Annotated in this window: 14 protein-coding genes and 1 riboswitch; of the genes, 9 read left to right on the top strand and 5 right to left on the bottom strand. The window is 59.2% G+C overall.

Translation table 11 applies throughout. From position 1 onward, the window contains the following. Positions 1–101 precede the first annotated feature (101 nt). Positions 102–2,753 (bottom strand): phosphoenolpyruvate carboxylase, encoded by a 2,652-nt coding sequence (gene ppc / locus HA46_RS11020; protein ID WP_033792993.1) that lies wholly within the window; start codon positions 2,751–2,753, stop codon positions 102–104. 285 nt (positions 2,754–3,038) lie between these two features. Next, a complete protein-coding gene (argE, locus tag HA46_RS11015) occupies positions 3,039–4,187 on the bottom strand; it encodes an acetylornithine deacetylase (RefSeq protein WP_084884243.1) in 1,149 nt (382 codons plus the stop codon). Between the two features lie 168 nt (positions 4,188–4,355). On the opposite strand from argE, the gene argC reads away from it, so the two are divergent. The 4 genes from argC (at position 4,356) to argH (ending at position 8,857) form a co-directional block, all read left to right on the top strand. After that, positions 4,356–5,360, top strand: a complete 1,005-nt coding sequence (gene argC / locus HA46_RS11010) for an N-acetyl-gamma-glutamyl-phosphate reductase (RefSeq protein WP_084884241.1) — start codon at positions 4,356–4,358, stop codon at positions 5,358–5,360. 15 nt (positions 5,361–5,375) lie between these two features. Beyond that, positions 5,376–6,152, top strand: a complete 777-nt coding sequence (gene argB / locus HA46_RS11005; protein ID WP_033792989.1) for an acetylglutamate kinase — start codon at positions 5,376–5,378, stop codon at positions 6,150–6,152. 23 nt (positions 6,153–6,175) lie between these two features. Further along, positions 6,176–7,396, top strand: a complete 1,221-nt coding sequence (locus HA46_RS11000; RefSeq protein ID WP_033792988.1) for an argininosuccinate synthase — start codon at positions 6,176–6,178, stop codon at positions 7,394–7,396. 87 nt (positions 7,397–7,483) lie between these two features. Further along, complete coding sequence (gene argH, locus HA46_RS10995; RefSeq protein ID WP_084884238.1) at positions 7,484–8,857, top strand: argininosuccinate lyase; 1,374 nt, start codon at positions 7,484–7,486, stop codon at positions 8,855–8,857. 120 nt (positions 8,858–8,977) lie between these two features. Here argH and HA46_RS10990 read toward each other — a convergent pair whose 3' ends face one another. After that, positions 8,978–9,712 (bottom strand): glutathione peroxidase, encoded by a 735-nt coding sequence (locus HA46_RS10990; RefSeq protein ID WP_033792986.1) that lies wholly within the window; start codon positions 9,710–9,712, stop codon positions 8,978–8,980. Positions 9,713–9,838: 126 nt separating this feature from the next. On the opposite strand from HA46_RS10990, the gene oxyR reads away from it, so the two are divergent. Further along, the gene (oxyR, locus tag HA46_RS10985; RefSeq protein ID WP_033792985.1) at positions 9,839–10,756 is read left to right on the top strand and encodes a DNA-binding transcriptional regulator OxyR; all 918 of its coding nucleotides are present in this window, start codon (positions 9,839–9,841) and stop codon (positions 10,754–10,756) included. Here the strand turns inward: oxyR and sthA are convergent. Further along, positions 10,739–12,139 (bottom strand): Si-specific NAD(P)(+) transhydrogenase, encoded by a 1,401-nt coding sequence (gene sthA, locus HA46_RS10980; protein ID WP_033755573.1) that lies wholly within the window; start codon positions 12,137–12,139, stop codon positions 10,739–10,741. The two genes, oxyR and sthA, sit on opposite strands and share 18 nt — an antisense overlap. A gap of 191 nt (positions 12,140–12,330) precedes the next feature. Here sthA and fabR point away from each other — a divergent pair, with 191 nt between their 5' ends. Continuing rightward, positions 12,331–12,975: an HTH-type transcriptional repressor FabR gene (fabR, locus tag HA46_RS10975; protein WP_033755575.1), complete on the top strand. Its 645-nt coding sequence runs from the start codon at positions 12,331–12,333 to the stop codon at positions 12,973–12,975. Between the two features lie 17 nt (positions 12,976–12,992). Then, positions 12,993–13,349, top strand: coding sequence for a YijD family membrane protein (locus HA46_RS10970; protein ID WP_033792983.1), 357 nt, complete (start codon positions 12,993–12,995; stop codon positions 13,347–13,349). A gap of 189 nt (positions 13,350–13,538) precedes the next feature. On the opposite strand, the gene trmA is transcribed toward HA46_RS10970, so the two are convergent. Then, entirely contained in the window at positions 13,539–14,645 is a 1,107-nt protein-coding gene (trmA, locus tag HA46_RS10965; protein WP_033792982.1) for a tRNA (uridine(54)-C5)-methyltransferase TrmA, read from the bottom strand. Between the two features lie 112 nt (positions 14,646–14,757). Then, positions 14,758–14,937, top strand: a riboswitch (cobalamin riboswitch). A 70-nt stretch (positions 14,938–15,007) separates the two neighbouring features. On the opposite strand from trmA, the gene btuB reads away from it, so the two are divergent. Then, complete coding sequence (gene btuB / locus HA46_RS10960; RefSeq protein ID WP_084884235.1) at positions 15,008–16,885, top strand: TonB-dependent vitamin B12 receptor BtuB; 1,878 nt, start codon at positions 15,008–15,010, stop codon at positions 16,883–16,885. Then, positions 16,830–17,681, top strand: a complete 852-nt coding sequence (murI, locus tag HA46_RS10955) for a glutamate racemase (RefSeq protein WP_033792978.1) — start codon at positions 16,830–16,832, stop codon at positions 17,679–17,681. The genes btuB and murI overlap by 56 nt, the downstream gene beginning before the upstream one ends. Positions 17,682–17,913 lie beyond the last annotated feature (232 nt).

Here is a 17,913-nt window from a genome sequence, read left to right as displayed (position 1 = left end):
GAATAGAGCAAAGTAGCGCTCAGGCACAACGCCGGCAAGCGCGAAACGCGCAGCGGCAGAGAGGTATCCGGGCAGTCACCTGCCCGGAAGGGACGGAAGGATTAACCGGTATTACGCATGCCTGCCGCGACGCCCGCGATGGTCACCATCAGCGCCTGCTCCACGCGCGGATCGGCCTCTTCGCCGCGCGCTTCCTGCGCGCGCGAACGCTGCAGCAGCTCCGCCTGCAGCACGTTGAGCGGATCGGTGTAGACGTTACGCAGCGCGATCGACTCGGCTATCCACGGCTGATCCGCCATCAGATGCGCGTCGTTGGCGATGGTCAGCACCGCTTTGATGTCGGCGTCAAGCTGGTCGCGCAGCTGTTTGCCCAGCGGCCACAGCGTGGTGTCTACCAGACGCTGATCGTAATATTCCGCCAGCCACAGGTCGGCTTTGGCGAAGACCATCTCCAGCATGCCGAGCCGCGTCGAGAAGAACGGCCAGTCGCGGCACATCGCTTCGAGCTGATCCTGATGACCCTCGTCCATGGCCTTTTGCAGCGCCGCGCCCGCGCCGAGCCAGGCGGGCAGCATCAGACGGTTCTGCGTCCAGGCGAAAATCCAGGGAATGGCGCGCAGCGACTCGACGCCACCGGTCGGGCGACGTTTCGCCGGACGCGAGCCGAGCGGCAGCTTGCCCAGCTCCTGTTCCGGCGTGGCGGAGCGGAAGTAGGGCACGAAGTCCGGATTTTCACGCACGTAGCCGCGATACATGGCGCAGGAGTGCTGTGAAAGCTGATCCATAATGCTGTGCCACTCTTTTTTCGGTTCCGGCGGCGGCAGCAGGTTCGCTTCCAGAATCGCGCCGGTGTAGAGCGACAGGCTGGCGATGGTGACTTCCGGCAGGCCATATTTAAAACGGATCATCTCGCCCTGTTCGGTCACCCGCAGGCCGCCCTTAAGGCTGCCGGGCGGCTGAGAGAGCAGCGCCGCGTGCGCGGGCGCGCCGCCGCGACCGATGCTGCCGCCGCGTCCGTGGAACAGCGTCAGGGCAATGCCGGCTTTCTCGCAGGTTTTGATCAGCGCGTCCTGCGCCTGATACTGCGCCCAGCTGGCGGCCATCACGCCGGCGTCTTTCGCCGAGTCGGAGTAGCCGATCATCACCATCTGCTTGCCCTGAATAAAGCCGCGATACCAGTCGATATTCAGCAGCTGGCTCATTACGTCGTTAGCGTTGTTGAGGTCGTCAAGGGTTTCAAACAGCGGCGCCACCGGCATCGCGAAGGTGATGCCCGCCTCTTTCAGCAGCAGATGCACCGCCAGCACGTCGGACGGCGTCTTCGCCATTGAAATAACGTAGGCGGCGATGGAGCCCTGCGGCGCTTCAGCGGCGACGCGGCAGGTTTCCAGCACTTCGCGCGTTTCGTCGCTCGGCTCCCAGTGGCGCGGCAGCAGCGGACGCTTGGAGTTAAGCTCGCGCACCAGGAAGGCCTGCTTATCCGCTTCCGACCAGCTTTCATAGTCGCCGAGGCCGAGATAGCGGGTCACTTCGGCGATCGCTTCGGTATGGCGCGTGCTCTCCTGACGCAGATCGATGCGCACCAGCGGCACGCCGAAGCACTTCACGCGGCGCAGCGTATCCAGCAGCTGACCGTTGGCGATAATGCCCATGTCACACTGCTGCAGCGACTGATAGATAGCGTAAAGCGGCGTCCAGAGCTGATCGTTGGAGACCAGCAGATCGGCGGGACGCGGCAGACGCTCGCCCTTCAGGCGGCGCTCAAGGTAAGCCTGCGTATTTAGCAGCTGGCTGCGCATACGCTTCAGGATGACGCGGTAAGGCTCAATGGCTTCCGGATCGCCGCACAGCTCGCGCACCTCTTCGCTGCATTCGGACATTGAGAGCTCGGAGATCAGCACGCCGATATCGCGCAGGAAGAGGTCGGCGGCTTTCCAGCGGCTGAGCTGCATGGCGTGGCGCGTCACCGTAGCGGTCACGTTCGGGTTGCCGTCGCGGTCGCCGCCCATCCAGGAGGTAAATTTCACCGGCACGAAGTCCACCGGCAGCTTCACGCCGAACGCCTCTTCAACCTGTTCGTTCAACTCGCGCAGAAAGGCGGGCACGCCTTCCCACAGGCTATTCTCCACCACGGCGAAACCCCATTTCGCCTCGTCGATCGGCGTCGGGCGATATTTGCGGATCTCGTCGGTGTGCCACGCCTGCGCCACCAGCTGACGCAGGCGACGCATAATCTGGTTGCGCTCGTAGTCGGAGATATCGCTGTGATCGAGCTGTTTCAGGCAGCTATTCACCTCGACCAGCTTATGGATTAGCGTGCGGCGGGTGATCTCGGTCGGGTGCGCCGTTAGCACCAGCTCCAGCGACAGCGATTCGATGGCTTCACGGATCGCGCTTTCGCTAACGTCGGGCTGCTGTTTAAGACGATCGAAGGTGGTTTTCAGCAGTTCGGGATGATTTGCGCCGTCGCCGCTGCGTGAAATGGTTTGATACTGTTCGGCGACGTTGGTCAGGTTAAGAAACTGGCTAAAAGCGCGCGCCACCGGCAGCAGCTCGTCGTTCGACAGGTTTTGCAGCGTATTAAGCAGTTCCTTGCGATGAGTGTCATTTCCTGCGCGGGATGACTTTGAGAGTTTGCGGATGGTCTCCACCCGGTCGAGGATGTTCTCTCCTAGTGCATCCTTGATCGTATCCCCGAGCAGTTTGCCGAGCATACTGACATTACTTCGCATTGCGGAATATTGTTCGTTCATGTGACCCTGACACCCTTATCGTCTTTGTAAACTTCTACACCCACAGTTGGCGGCAAGGCCGAAACTGCATGAGTAATCACCCACCGGGTATAACATCGTCTTTTATCTAGCCACGTAAACCCTGCGGCGTCAATGTGCATAAGCGCCCGGTAACATGCGCCTAACTGCTGGAAATTCAAAGATTTTAACTGGAGAGGAGCGGGATAATTTATTCTTATCAACAAATCCCGCGCAGAGATCAGGAAATTTACTTTCTTAACAGTGAATTGCCCTGTTTATTGCTTATCAGCGACAAAAGTGCTGCACAACCTGCGCGATCAGGGCGCGAGTCGGCTTAATAAATGCGGTATCGATAAATTCATCCGGCTGATGCGCCTGGTTGATCGAACCTGGCCCCAGCACCAGCGTCGGGCACAGCTCCTGAATAAACGGCGCTTCGGTGCAGTAGTTCACCACCTCGGTCGGCGTGCCGAGCAGTTTTTCCACCACGGCGACCAGTTCGTGGTTAGCCGGACATTCGTAGCCCGGGATCGGCGGATGCAGCTCGCCGACCGTAAGTCGGCCCGGCCAGCGCGCGCTGACCGGCGCCAGCGAGTCGTTCAGCAGCCCTTCCAGGTCGTTTAGCGACAGGCCCGGCAGCGGGCGAATATCCATATGCAGCTCGCAGCAGGCGCAGATACGGTTCGCCGCGTCGCCGCCGTGAATATGGCCGAAGTTCATAGTCGGATAGGGAATGGCGAAGCCGTCGTGGTGATAGCGCTCTTTCAGGGTGTTGCGCAGCTGCATCAGATGACCGATCGCGTCGTGCATCAGTTCGATAGCGTTGACGCCGCGAGCCGGATCGCTGGAGTGGCCAGACTGGCCCTGCACGCGAATCACATGGGAGAGATGGCCTTTGTGCGCGCGCACCGGCTTCAGCGAGGTCGGCTCGCCGATAATGGCGCAGTCCGGACGGATGCTCGCCGTTTCAGAGAAGTACTTAGCGCCCGCCATGGTGGTTTCTTCATCGGCGGTGGCGAGAATATAGAGCGGCTTGCTCAGCGTGCTGACATCGACGTCGCGCAGCGCGTCGAGAATAAAGGCGAAAAAACCTTTCATGTCGGCAGTGCCCAGGCCGTAGAGCTTGTTGTCATGCTCCGTCAGGGTAAAGGGATCGCGCGTCCAGCGCCCGTCGTCGAACGGCACCGTATCGGTGTGACCCGCCAACAGCAGGCCGCCAGCGCCGCTGCCGCTGCGCGCCAGCATATTGAATTTATGGCGCGTACCGGGCACCGGCTGCACTTCGACGCTGAAGCCCAGATCGCGAAACCAGCCTGCCAGCAAATTGATTAAAGTTTCATTGCTCTGATCGAGCGCCGCATCGGTCGCGCTGATGGTCGGAGTCGCAATCAGCTGGCGGTAGAGTTCGATAAAAGGCGGTAATTTTGTCTTCACTGTTGACGGTCCTTGAGTTAGGATGTATCAATATTCATGCATTAATAGTGAATAAAAATACATTAACGCCGCTTGGCTGGGAAGCAGAAATCCTTCGCAAACGGCATCGTGGGCCACGGGGCAAAGCCGCGACCCGGAACGTGTGACTGTAAAAAGGGTTACAGCCTGATGTTGAATACGCTGATCGTTGGTGCCAGTGGTTACGCTGGCGTAGAGCTCGCCACCTTCATTCATCGCCATCCACATATGAACATAACCGCTTTGGCGGTTTCAGCGCAAAGCCCGGATGCCGGAAAGCCTCTGTCGGATCTGCATCCGCAGCTGAAAGGCGTGGTGGACCTGCCGCTGCAGCCGCTAAGCAGCGCGGCCGAGTGGGCGGATAAGGTGGACGTGGTGTTTCTGGCGACGGCGCACGAAGTCAGTCACGATCTGGCGCCGGAATTCCTGAAAGCCGGCTGCGTGGTGTTTGATCTCTCCGGCGCGTTCCGCGTTAACGACGGCGAATTTTATCAGCGCTATTACGGCTTTACCCATCAGCACGGCGACTGGATCGATAAAGCGGTCTACGGGCTGGCGGAGTGGAACCATGCGCAGATCAAAGAGGCGCAGCTGGTGGCGGTGCCAGGTTGCTATCCTACCGCGGCGCAGCTGGCGCTGAAGCCGCTGGTCGCAGGCGATCTGCTTAACGCCGACCAGTGGCCGGTGATCAACGCCACCAGCGGCGTGAGCGGCGCGGGACGGAAAGCGAGCGTCGCCACCAGCTTCTGCGAAGTGAGCCTGTCGGCGTATGGGCTCTTCAATCATCGCCACCATCCGGAGATTGTCGCACACCTCGGCGTGCCGGTGATTTTCACGCCGCACCTCGGCAACTTCCCGCGCGGTATTCTGGCGACCATCACCTGCCGCCTGAAGCCGGGCGTTACGCACGACGACGTGGCGACGGCGTTCCATAACGCTTACCACGACAAGCCGCTGGTGCGGATCTACGAGCAGGGCGTACCGGCGCTGAAGGCGGTTATCGGCCAGCCGTTCTGCGACATCGGCTTCGCGGTGCAGGGCGAGCATCTGATCGTCGTCGCGGCGGAAGACAACCTGCTGAAAGGCGCCGCGTCGCAGGCGGTGCAGTGTATGAATATTCGCTTCGGTTTCCCTGAAACGCAGTCGCTGATTTAACGGACAAGGATGCACATGACAACGCCATTAATTATCAAACTGGGCGGCGTGCTGCTCGACAGCGAAGAGGCGCTGGCGCGCCTGTTCGACGCGCTGCTGGCCTATCGCAGCGCCCATCAGCGTCCGCTGCTGATCGTTCACGGCGGCGGGTGCGTGGTCGACGAGCTGATGAAAAAGCTGTCGCTGCCGGTGAAAAAGAAGAACGGCCTGCGCGTGACGCCTGCCGATCAGATCGACATTATTACCGGCGCGTTGGCGGGCACCGCCAACAAAACCCTGCTCGCCTGGGCGAAAAAGCACGGTATCAAGGCGGTCGGGCTGAGCCTGGGCGACGCCGATCTGGTGAAGGTGGCGCAGTTCGATGAAGAGCTGGGACACGTTGGCCACGCCGAGCCGGGCGATCCGGCGCTGGTTAACACGCTGCTGGCCGCGGGCTATATGCCGATCGTCAGCTCTATCGGCATCACCGACGGCGGCGCGCTGATGAACGTCAACGCCGATCAGGCGGCGACCGCGCTGGCGGCTACGCTGGGCGCCGATCTGGTGTTGCTCTCCGACGTGAGCGGCATCCTCGACGGCAAAGGCCAGCGCATCGAAGAGATGACGGCCGCCAAAGCCGAGCAGCTGATCGCGCAAGGCATCATTACCGATGGCATGATTGTAAAAGTGCACGCGGCGCTCGACGCGGCGCGCACGCTGGGCCGCCCGGTGGATATCGCCAGCTGGCGCCACGCGGAGCAACTGCCCGACCTGTTTAACGGCGTGTCGATCGGCACCCGGATCCTCGCTTAACGACTTAGATTTAGGATGACGACATGAGCACGCAAAATATCAAAAAAATCGTACTGGCCTATTCCGGCGGCCTGGATACCTCGGCCATCATTCCGTGGCTGAAAGAGAACTACGGCGGCTGCGAAGTCGTGGCATTTGTGGCGGATATCGGCCAGGAGCGTAGCGATCTGGAAGGCGTGGAGAAGAAGGCGCTGCAGTCCGGCGCTTCTGAGTGCCACGTAGTCGATTTGCGTGAAGAGTTTATCAGCGACTACGTTTATCCGGTGCTGCAGACCGGCGCGCTTTATGAAGGCACCTATCTGCTGGGTACCTCGATGGCGCGTCCGATTATCGCCAAGGCGCAGGTCGAACTGGCGCTGAAAGTCGGCGCGGATGCGCTGTGCCACGGCGCGACCGGCAAAGGCAACGATCAGGTACGTTTCGAAACGACCTACACCGCGCTGGCGCCGCAGCTGAAAGTGGTGGCGCCGTGGCGCGAATGGAACCTGCGTTCGCGCGAAGCGCTGCTGGACTACCTGAAAGAGCGCAACATCCCGACCACCGCGTCGCTGGAAAAAATCTACAGCCGTGACGAGAACGCCTGGCACATCTCGACCGAAGGCGGCGTGCTGGAAAGTCCGGCTAACGCGCCGAACAAAGATTGCTGGGTGTGGACCGTGGATCCGCTGGAAGCGCCCGATCAGCCGGAAAACGTTACCGTTACCGTAGAAAAAGGCCGCGTTGTCGCCGTCAACGGCGAAAGGCTGAGCCCGTTCCAGTGTCTGGAAGCGCTTAACGCCATCGGCGCGAAGCACGGCGTAGGTCGTATCGACATCGTGGAAAACCGTCTGGTGGGCATTAAATCGCGCGGCTGCTACGAAACCCCTGGCGGCACCATTATGGTGAACGCGCTGCGCGCGGTCGAGCAGCTGGTGCTGGATCGCGACAGCTTCAAATGGCGCGAGCAGCTGGGCCATGAGATGTCTTACGTGGTTTACGACGGCCGCTGGTTCGCGCCGCTGCGTAAGTCAATCCAGGCCGCCGCCGAGTCGCTGGCCGAAGAGGTAAACGGCGAAGTGGTGCTGCAGCTTTATAAAGGCCAGGCGACGGCGATTCAGAAGCGCTCCTCCAACAGCCTCTACTCGGAAGAGTTCGCCACCTTCGGCGAGGACGAGGTTTACGATCACCGTCACGCAGGCGGATTTATCCGTCTGTTCTCGCTCTCCTCGCGCATTCGCGCCCTGAACGAGCAGAAGAAGAAGTAATAACCGGCGAGGCGTACGCCTCGCCCAACCAGATTTCGCAGAGGCGGCTTCGGGCCGCCTCTGCTTTAAGGATTGAAGGAGTTTCACATGGCACTTTGGGGCGGACGTTTCACCCAGGCAGCAGACCAACGTTTCAAACAGTTCAACGATTCGCTGCGCTTCGACTATCGTCTGGCGGAGCAGGATATTATCGGCTCCATCGCCTGGTCCAAAGCGCTGGTGACGGTCAACGTACTGAGCGCCGACGAGCAGCAGCAGCTGGAGCAGGCGCTGAATGCGCTGCTGGCTGAGGTGCAGGCGGATCCGGAACAGATTCTGCAAAGCGACGCCGAAGATATTCACAGCTGGGTTGAAGGCCAGCTGATCGAGAAAGTCGGCGCGCTGGGCAAAAAACTGCATACCGGCCGCAGCCGCAACGATCAGGTTGCGACCGATCTGAAACTCTGGTGCAAAGCGCAGGTCGAGGCGCTGCTGGGCGCGACGCGCGAACTGCAGCAGGCGCTGACGGCGACCGCCGAAGCGAATCAGGATGCGGTGATGCCGGGCTATACCCATCTGCAGCGCGCGCAGCCGGTAACCTTCGCCCACTGGTGTCTGGCCTATGTGGAAATGCTGGCGCGCGATGAAAGCCGTCTGCAGGATACGCTTAAGCGTCTCGACGTCAGCCCGCTCGGCTGCGGCGCGCTGGCGGGCACCGCCTACGCCATCGATCGCGACCAGCTGGCCGGCTGGCTGGGCTTCGCCTCCGCCACGCGCAACAGTCTCGACACCGTGTCCGATCGCGATCACGTGCTGGAGCTGCTGGCCGACGCCTCTATCGGCATGGTGCATCTGTCGCGCTTCGCCGAAGACTTAATCTTTTTCAATACCGGCGAAGCGGGCTTCGTCGAGCTGTCCGACAAAGTGACGTCCGGCTCGTCGCTGATGCCGCAAAAGAAAAACCCGGACGCGCTGGAGCTGATCCGCGGCAAGTGCGGCCGCGTGCAGGGCGCGCTGACCGGCATGATGATGACGCTGAAAGGGCTGCCGCTCGCCTACAACAAAGATATGCAGGAAGACAAAGAGGGGCTGTTCGACGCGCTCGATACCTGGCTGGACTGTCTGCATATGTCGGCGCTGGTGCTGGACGGCATTCAGGTGAAACGCCCGCGCTGCCAGGAAGCGGCGGAGCAGGGCTACGCCAACTCGACCGAGCTGGCTGACTATCTGGTGGCGAAGGGCGTGCCGTTCCGCGAAGCGCACCATATCGTCGGCGAAGCGGTAGTGGAAGCGATCAGGCAGGGCGTGGCGCTGGAAGCGCTGTCGCTGACGCAGCTAAAGCAGTTCAGCGCGGCGATTGAAGAGGACGTTTACGCTATCCTGGCGCTGCAGTCCTGTCTGGAAAAACGTAACGCCAAAGGCGGCGTTGCGCCGCAGCAGGTGGCGTTTGCCATCGCCGAGGCGAAAAAGCGTCTCGGCTGATCGACAGGCAAAAAAAAGGCGGGCAATAATTGCCCGCTAACCTCTAGCTTCGGAATCTAATTACTATTTTTATAGGCACATCATCAGAGGGCCAGCGCTCCGGCTGACACAGTGATTCTTTTACGCTGACAGCAGGTACTGCTCCAGATCGTCGCTGCCGCCGATATGACGGCCGCCGATAAAGACCTGCGGGACCGTGGCGCGGCCCGATACGGCGCGCAGGCTGACGGTGGTGGCATCCTGACCCAGCACAATCTCTTCAAACTGCATGTTGTTGTCGATCAGCATCTGTTTCGCTTTGGTGCAGAACGGACAGCCAGGCTTGGTGAAGAGCGAGACGGACTCCTGTACTTTGAACTCAGGCGCCAGATAGCGCAGCAGGGTATCGGCGTCGGAAACCTCAAAAGGATCGCCCGGCTTGTTCGGCTCAACGAACATCTTCTCGATTACGCCGTTGCGCACCAGCATCGAATAACGCCACGAGCGCGCGCCGAAACCGACGTCCGATTTCTCGACCAGCATCTCCATCCCGCGTGTGAATTCGCCGTTGCCGTCCGGAATAAAGGTAATGTTTTCCGCACGCTGCTCCGCTTTCCAGGCGTTCATCACAAAGGTATCGTTGACCGATACGCAAAGAATAGCGTCAACGCCATGCTGCGCGAACACGCTATAAAGCTCGTTGTAGCGCGGCAGATGGCTCGATGAGCAGGTAGGCGTAAAGGCGCCCGGCAGCGAAAAGACGATAACCGTCTTGTCTTTAAACAGTTCATCTGTGGTGACGTCTACCCAGCGATCGCCCTGGCGGGTGTGAAATATAACCTGCGGAACCGGCTTACCTTCCTGAGTTGCAAACATATTTTCTCCTTGAGAGCAGATCGCCTGAATTTGATGCGTGCATTATTCTGATCATTGCTTGATAGGGCTAATCGTTCATTGCTATCCTATCTATCGCCACGGGCTATCGTGGTCTGGAGGATAACAATGAACATTCGCGATCTTGAATACCTGGTTTCGCTTGCCGAGCATCGCCACTTCCGCCGGGCGGCGGACGCGTGCCACGTCAGCCAGCCGACGCTTAGCGGACAGATCCGCAAGCTGGAGGATGAGCTAGGCGTGATGCTGCTGGAGCGAACCAGCCGTAAAGTGTTGTTCACCCAGGCGGGCATGCTGCTGGTCGATCAGGCGCGCACCGTGCTGCGGGAAGTTAAAGTATTAAAGGAGATGGCGAGCCAGCAGGGCGAAGCGATGTCCGGCCCGCTGCATATCGGGCTGATCCCCACCACCGGCCCCTACCTGCTGCCGCAAATTATTCCTATGCTGCATCGCACCTTTCCCAAGCTTGAGATGTATCTGCACGAAGCGCAGACGCAGCAGCTGCTGGCGCAGCTCGACAGCGGCAAACTCGACTGTGCGATTCTGGCGCTGGTGAAAGAGAGCGAAGCCTTTATTGAGGTGCCGCTGTTTGACGAGCCGATGAAGCTAGCGGTCTATCAGGATCACCCGTGGCGCGATCGCGATCGCGTGCCGATGTCCGATCTGGCGGGCGAAAAGCTGCTGATGCTGGAAGACGGCCACTGCCTGCGCGATCAGGCGATGGGCTTCTGCTTTGAAGCGGGCGCTGACGAAGATACCCATTTCCGCGCCACCAGTCTGGAGACGCTGCGCAATATGGTCGCGGCCGGAAGCGGCATCACGCTGCTGCCTGCGCTGGCGGTGCCGCAAGAGCGGGTGCGCGACGGCGTCTGCTATCTGCCGTGCTATAAGCCTGTGCCGCAGCGCACCATCGCGCTGGTCTATCGTCCCGGTTCGCCTCTGCGCAGCCGCTATGAGCAACTGGCAGAAGCGATTCGCACGCACATGCAGGGCTATCTCGACACCACGTTAAAACAGGCGGTTTAAGCCGTTTAGCGCGGCCACGCGATAGGCTTCGGCCATGGTGGGGTAGTTAAAGGTGGTATTAACGAAGTACTCGATGGTATTGCCGCCGTTTTTCTGCTCCATAATCGCCTGGCCGATATGAATGATTTCCGCCGCGCGCTCGCCAAAGCAATGAATGCCGAGGATCTCTTTGGTTTCGCGGTGGAACAGAATTTTCAGGCTGCCCACGTTCATGCCGACAATCTGCGCGCGCGCCAGATGCTTAAACTGCGCGCGGCCCACCTCATAAGGCACTTTCATCGCCGTCAGCTGCTGCTCGGTTTTGCCCACCGAGCTGATTTCCGGAATGGTATAGATACCGGTCGGGATATCTTCCACCAGATGCGCGCTGGCTTCGCCTTTGATAATCGCCTGCGCGGCGATGCGGCCCTGATCGTAGGCGGCTGACGCCAGACTCGGATAGCCGATAACGTCGCCCACTGCATAGATGTGGGGCTGCGCGGTCTGATACATGCTGTTTACCTTCAGCAAGCCGCGTCCGTCCGCCTCAAGCCCGACATTTTCCAGCGCCAGCGAATCGGTGTTGCCGGTTCGGCCATTGGCGTAGAGCAGGCAGTCGGCTTTCACCTTTTTGCCCGACTTCAGGTGCATAATCACGCCGTCTTCAACGCCTTCGATTTTCTCGAACTCTTCGTTGTGGCGAATCACGACGCCGCTGTTCCAGAAGTGATAGGAGAGCGAATCGGACATCTCCTGATCGAGAAACGCCAGCAAACGGTCGCGGGTGTTGATCAAATCGACCTTGACGTTCAGCCCGCGGAAAATCGACGCATACTCGCAGCCGATGACGCCTGCGCCATAGATAATGACGTGGCCGGGTTCGTGATGCAGGTTGAGGATGGAGTCGGAGTCGTAAATGCGCGGGTGGGTAAAATCGACATCCGCCGGATGGTAAGGACGAGAGCCGCAGGCGATAACGAATTTTTCCGCCGTCAGGCGCTCGCGCGTGCCGTCATAATGCTCGACTTCGATGGTGTTGGCATCGATAAAATGGGCGTTGCCCTGAAACAACTCGCAGCGGTTGCGCTCGTAAAAGCCCTGACGCATCGCGGTCTGTTGGCTGATGACGTTCTCCGTGTGGTTAAGGATGTCGGCGAACGAGGAGCGCAGCAGGCGAGTGTGATCGCTGTAAAGCGGGTTTTGGTTAAATTCGATAATGCGACTGACTGCATGGCGAAGCGCTTTGGAGGGAATGGTGCCCCAGTGGGTACAACCGCCGCCGATGTTATGGTAGCGTTCGATCACTGCGATGCGCGCTCCCTGCTTCACCAGGCCCATGGCTGCACCTTCACCTCCAGGACCGGAGCCAATCACGATGGCATCGTAATCGTAAGACTTTTGCATACCAGTACGTCCTATTTTCTATACATTTTTACAACGAGATTCTAACATCTCGCCGCGCACATCTGAATTCTAACAGCGAAATTCCCCTCGGTTTGACAAAGCGTGAGGTTCACAGGCGGTCACAAACTTTGACCTATGTACGCTGAAAATTTTGTTATAGTGCCCTCTTAACTCGTCACAAGGCAGAGAGAATGGGCGTCAGAGCGCAACAAAAAGAACGTACAAGACGTACGCTGATAGAGGCGGCTTTCAGCCAGCTCAGCGCCGAGCGCAGCTTCGCCAGTTTGAGTTTGCGCGAGGTCGCCAGGGAGGCCGGTATCGCGCCCACCTCTTTTTATCGTCATTTTAAAGATGTTGATGAGCTTGGTTTGACCATGGTCGACGAGAGCGGCCTGATGCTGCGTCAGCTGATGCGTCAGGCGCGTCAGCGCATCGCCAAAGGCGGCAGCATCATCAAAACGTCGGTCTCCACCTTTATGGAGTTCATCGGCAACAATCCTAACGCGTTTCGGCTGCTGCTGCGCGAACGTTCCGGCACCTCCGCCGCGTTTCGCGCCGCCGTGGCGCGTGAAATCCAGCATTTTATCGCCGAGCTGGCGGACTACCTTGAAGTCGAAAATCGCATGCCGCGCAGCTTTACCGAGGCGCAGGCGGAAGCGATGGTGACGATTGTCTTTAGCGCAGGCGCGGAAGCGCTGGATGTGGATATCGAGCAGCGTCGCAAGCTTGAAGATCGCCTGGTGCTGCAGCTGCGCATGATCGCCAAAGGCGCCTATTACTGGTATCGCCGCGAGCAGGAGCGTCTGGCGGTCACCCTGGAAAAACCCGAAGAGTAAACGATAAGGATAATGCCATGACACAACCGACTTCCCGCGATAGAGGCACGCTGCTGCTGGCTTTTATTACCGGTTTAGCGATTAACGGCTCGTTTTCCGTGCTGTTCAGCGCCTTTGTACCCTTTTCTATCTTCCCGATTATCGCGTTGGGGCTTGCGGTCTGGAGCCTGCATCAGCGTTATCTGAACCGCAATATGCCGGATGGCATGCCGGGTCTGGCGGCGGCGTTTTTCCTGCTGGGCATTCTGGTGTATAGCGCGCTGGTGCGCGCCGAGTATCCGGATATCGGCTCCAATTTTATTCCGACCCTGCTGATGGTGGCGCTGGTGTTCTGGATCGGCGTGAAGATGAAGCGTCGTAAGAACAACGACTGATAAACAAAAACGGGAACCTCAGGTTCCCGTTTTTGTCAGGTGCCGACGCAGGCGGTATAGAGGGATCGCAAAGTCGCTTAGCGCATCCATGCTCGCTCGGCCCGCGCAGTACGCGCCTCATCCCCGGCGCGGGACGCTTTGCTCTTCTGTCCTCTTCCCCTGCGTACTGCGTTAATCCGCGATCTGTTTTTATGCTTCTTTACGCGTCAGCCACACGCCGCACTCCATATGGTGCGTATAGGGGAACTGATCGAACAGCGCCAGACGGGAAACGTTATGGGTTTGCGCCAGCGTTTGCAGGTTGTCGCACAGCGTCTCGGGGTTGCAGGAGATATAGAGGATGCGCGGATAGGCCTGCACCATCTTAACCGTCTCGTCATCCAGCCCGCTGCGCGGCGGATCGACAAAAATGGTTTCGCATTCATAGCTCTTCAGGTCGATGCCCTGTAAGCGATTGAAGCTGCGCACGCCGTTCATCGCCTGGGTAAACTCTTCCGCTGCCATACGAATAATCTGCACGTTATCGATCTGGTTGGCCTCGATATTGAACTGCGCCGCCGCCACCGAGGGCTTGGCGATTTCTGTCGCCAGCACGCGGCGGAAATTGCGCGCCAGCGCCAGGGAAAAGTTGCCGTTGCCGCAGTAGAGTTCCAGCAGGTCGCCGCGCGATCCGCTGGTGACGTCCAGCGCCCACTCCAGCATTTGAATGTTCATCGCCGCGTTGGGCTGCGTAAAGCTGTTCTCTACCTGACGGTAGATCATCTCGGAGCCCGCCACCGGCAGGCGCTCGTCGATAAAGTCGCGATCGAGGCAAATTTTGGTTTTCGTGGCGCGACCAATCAGCTGCGCCTTATAGCCTTTGGCGCGCAGCGCGTCGCGCAGGGCGCTCGCCGCTTCCACCCAGTCCGCCTCCAGCTTGCGGTGGTAGAGCAGCGAGATAACAATCTCATTGCTCATCGTCGAGAGATAATCGATCTGAAACAGCTTATGGCGCAGCACGCGGTTATCGCGGATCGCCGCGATCATTTCCGGCATTACCGCATTGATCAGCTCGCTGGCGGCGGGAAAGCGATCGACGCGAATACGCTCGCGCGTCGCCTGATCGAAAATGATGTGGTAGAGATCGTCGCCATCGTGCCAGAGACGAAACTCCGCGCGCATCCGGTAGTGGCTGACCGGCGAACGAAACACCTCCGCTTCAGGCGCGGCGAACGGCGTCATCATCGTTTGTAAACGGCTGACTTTCTCGGCCAGTTGCGCGTCGTACTGTTCAGTCGGGAGATGTTCGGGTGTCATGTTCGATCCTGGTTAATAGCAAACTTGCCGGGCGATTGTAGGCATTCACCTGGCATTGTCCAGTCCTGCGCGCGTGAGGCGGTCTGGCTGTCTGGACTTCCATTATGACTCCTGTAGACTGCCTGCGCCGGCCTCAGCCTGAGTTAATAGGGAATCCAGTGTGAATCTGGAGCTGACGCGCAGCGGTAAGGAACGTCGTGGCGATCGCCTTGCAGACACTGTCCAGCTGGATGGGAAGTCTTTGCCACTTATGGTTCCCAGCCCGAAGACCTGCCGGCGTGACGTCGCAACTCGTACGGTCATCGCGTGCTATCGATCGTATACCTGCGGCATCCTGTTTCGTCTTTTGGATGCTCATAACAATGAAAAAACACTCCGCTTCGCTGTTTGCGTTTAGCGCAACGGCGCTTGCTCTCTGGGCGCAACCTGGTTTCGCTCAGGATAATGATGATACGCAGGTTGTTACCGCCAACCGTTTCGCCCAGCCGGCCTCCTCGGTGCTGGCGCCCACCACGGTGGTGACGCGCGCCGAGATTGACCGCTGGCAGGCAAAAAGCCTGACCGATGTGATGCGTCGTCTGCCAGGCGTCGATGTGGCGCAGAACGGCGGCCTGGGGCAAACCAGCTCGCTGTTTATTCGCGGCACCAATTCCAGCCACGTGCTGATCCTGATTGACGGCATTCGCCTCAACCAGGCGGGTATCTCTGGATCGTCCGACCTCAGCCAGATCCCGCTTTCGCTGGTGCAGCGCATCGAATATATCCGCGGCGCGCGCTCGGCGGTTTATGGGTCGGACGCTATCGGCGGCGTGGTGAATATCATTACCGGCCGTGCGCAGCTTGGCACCACGCTCACCGCAGGCGTTGGTTCGCAAGGCTATCAGTCCTACGACGGTGCTACGCAGCAGATGCTGGGCGACGCCACAAAACTGACGCTGGCCGGCAACTACACCTATACTCGCGGCTTCGACGTCGGCGCAGGCTATCCTAACGACTATGGTCCGGCGCAGGGCGATAGAGACGGGTTTATGAGTAAGACCCTTTATGGCAACCTCGAGCACCAGTTCAGCGATGAGCTGAGCGGATTTGTGCGCGGCTACGGTTTCGACAACCGCACCGCCTATGATGGGTCCTTGACCTACGACAAGGATTTTAACGTCGTCGGCCTGGCGGATACGCGTCAGCTCTATAGCCAGACCTGGGATACCGGCCTGCGCTACAACCGCGACATCTATTCGACGCAGCTGATCGCCAGTTACAGCCGCACTAAAGATATCAACTACGATCCGCGCAACGGGCGCTACGGCGCCGCCTCCACCTTCGATGACGTTACCCAGTACAACCTGCAGTGGGGCAATACCGTGCAGGTCGGCCAGGGCGCGATGAGCGGCGGCATCGACTGGCAGAAAGAGACCACCGAACCGGGCACTAACTATCTGGCGGAAGGATATGAGCAGCGCAACACCGGCCTCTATCTCACCGGGCAGCAGCAGTTCGGCAGCGTGACGCTGGAAGGCGCGCTGCGCGGCGACGACAATAACCAGTTCGGCTGGCACAACACCTGGCAAACCGCCGCGTCCTGGGAGTTTATTTCAGGCTATCGCGTCTTCGCCTCGTATGGCACCGCCTTTAAGGCGCCGAACCTGTCTCAGGTTTATAGTCCGGGCTATGGCAATCCCGACCTTGAGCCCGAAAAGAGCAAGCAGTGGGAAGGGGGCTTTGAAGGGCTAACCGGACCGGTTAACTGGCGGGTATCGGGTTATCGCAACGACATTGATAACCTGATTGACAGCGATCCCGCCACCTATCGCTACTACAACATCAGCAAGGCGCGTATTAAAGGCGTCGAGGCAACCGCGTCATTCGATACCGGCCCGCTGGGTCATCAGATCTCCTATGACTACGTCGACGCGCGCGACGGCGAAACGGATCAACCGCTGGTGCGCCGCGCTAAACAGCAGGTGAAGTATCAGCTCGACTGGACGATTTATAACCTCGACTGGTCGGTGACTTATCACTATCTCGGCGATCGCTTTGATAACGACTACAACAGCTATCCTGCCCGTCGCGTTAAACTGGGCGGCGTCAGTTTGTGGGATCTCGCAGCGTCGTATCCGGTCACATCTCAGCTGACGGTTCGTGGTAGAATTGCCAACCTGTTTGATAAAGACTACGAGACAGCGTATGGCTATCGAACTCCAGGAACGGAGTATTACCTCAGCGCCAGCTACAGCTTCTGATCTGCGCCCCACCGTGCTGGTGTTTGACTCCGGCGTAGGTGGGCTCTCTGTCTATGATGAGGTCCGACAGCTCCTGCCGGACCTGCACTATCTTTATGCGTTCGACAACGCCGGTTTTCCTTATGGGGAGAAGAGCGAAGAGTATATTGTCGAGCGCGTTGTCGATATCGTCGGGGCGATTGCCAGCCGTCATCCGCTTTCGCTTTGCATCATCGCCTGTAATACCGCCAGCACGGTCTCCTTGCCGGCGCTGCGCGCGCGCTTCGGCTTCCCCGTCGTGGGCGTTGTGCCGGCGATTAAGCCTGCGGCGCGCCTGACGCGCAATGGCGTGGTGGGGCTGCTGGCGACGCGCGCAACGGTGCGACGTCCTTATACGCACGATCTGGTAGCGCAATTTGCCACCTCATGCCGGATTGCCATGCTGGGCTCGGCGGAGCTGGTGGAGCTGGCTGAACGGAAGCTGCATGGTCAGACTATCGCGCTGGAGGATGTGCGACGCACGGTCCAGCCCTGGCTGCGTATGGCCGAACCGCCTGATACGGTGGTGCTGGGCTGCACGCACTTTCCTTTACTGCGTGAAGAGCTGCAGCAGGTCTTGCCCGAAGGCACCCGATTAATTGATTCGGGCGCGGCAATAGCGCGCCGCACCGCCTGGCTGCTGGAGCATGAATCGCCTGGTGCGCACTCTTCTCAGGCGAACTGCGCATTTTGCACCGATCTCAACGGCGAGGCGCTGCAATTGTCGCCGGTTTTACAGCGTTATGGCTTTCCGTCGCTGGAAAAAGTGGCAGTTTAGGGCGGTTTTGCTGAAAAAATCGGCACTCGGAAATTAATTTGAAATTAGCGCTTGTCAGCCCGGAAGAACTCCCTATAATGCGCCTCCACTGACACGGCACAACGGCTTACGGAATGCGGTGTTAAGTAAGGTTCGACAAGGTTCGAATCATCAGGAAAGCAAAAATAAATGCTTGACTGGTAAAGCGGAAAGCGTAATATACGCAGCCCGCGCCGCTGAATAATCGCGGCAT

Source organism: Pantoea septica (genome assembly GCF_002095575.1).
Taxonomy (GTDB): Bacteria; Pseudomonadota; Gammaproteobacteria; order Enterobacterales; family Enterobacteriaceae; genus Pantoea; species Pantoea septica.
Note: the sequence above shows the minus strand (reverse complement) of the source record. Positions and strands in the feature narration are given on the sequence as shown.